Genomic DNA, 777 nt, shown 5'->3' with positions numbered 1-777 from the left:
CGGCGGCGCTCGCAGCGGTCATCGACGCCGACGCCGGACCTAGCCACGGTCCGCTGGTCAGTCCTGAAACGACCGAGGAATACGAGGCGGCCGCCGAATACAGCTGCTCGGCGAGTCCCTCCCAGGCCGCCGCCGCGGCCAGCATCGAGCCCGGGCCCGCACCGGCATAGATCCTTGCCGAGTTGATCTCGGGTGGCAAAGCTGCGAAATCCATCACTTCACCTCTGAGGGCTTAGCCGGCCGCGGCCGCGTTGGCGGCTTCGGTGACCGCATACGAATCAGCGCTGACGCCAAGGGTGTTCGCGAACATTTCGTGGATCGCCGCAGCTTGGGCGCTGACGGCCTGATACATCTGCGCGTGCGCGGCAAACTGCAGCGCCGTCAATGCCGACACCTCGTCAGCGGCGGCGGGAACCACCCCGGTCGTCGGGGCGGCCGCAGGAGCGTTTTCGGCGCTCATCGCAGAGCCGATGCCCTGCAGGGTACCGGCCGCCGCCGTCAGCATTTGCGGGTCGACGGTGACTGAGAACATGGACTTCTCCTTGGAGACTTGGAATTACGGACATGGGCTGACCCTGTCCGCTGCGGTGTCTGGGGGCGCTGGTGCGGTCGCCGAGGGGTGGAGACCGCGTCGGCCGACTCGGCTAGACCGAGTCAGGCAGCATTGATGTGTTCATTGGCCCGGCATTCATCCAGGCGCGAAGTGCGGCGGGGGATAGGTGACGGTAGGCGAGTGCTCACCGGCCGTCGTGGCATAGCACAATGGCCTGCCGCCAA

At 66.9% G+C, this 777-nt stretch carries 2 protein-coding genes; both read right to left on the bottom strand.

All coding sequences use genetic code 11. From position 1 onward, the window contains the following. Positions 1-214, bottom strand: a 214-nt coding sequence (locus HMPREF0591_RS31825) for a PPE domain-containing protein (RefSeq protein ID WP_157137598.1), incomplete at its 3' end; no start/stop codon positions are given. Between the two features lie 18 nt (positions 215-232). Beyond that, positions 233-532 (bottom strand): PE family protein, encoded by a 300-nt coding sequence (locus tag HMPREF0591_RS30040; RefSeq protein WP_007172667.1) that lies wholly within the window; start codon positions 530-532, stop codon positions 233-235. Between the last annotated feature and the right edge of the window lie 245 nt (positions 533-777).

The sequence above is a fragment of the Mycobacterium parascrofulaceum ATCC BAA-614 genome (assembly GCF_000164135.1).
GTDB lineage: Bacteria > Actinomycetota > Actinomycetes > Mycobacteriales > Mycobacteriaceae > Mycobacterium > Mycobacterium parascrofulaceum.
Note: the sequence above shows the minus strand (reverse complement) of the source record. Positions and strands in the feature narration are given on the sequence as shown.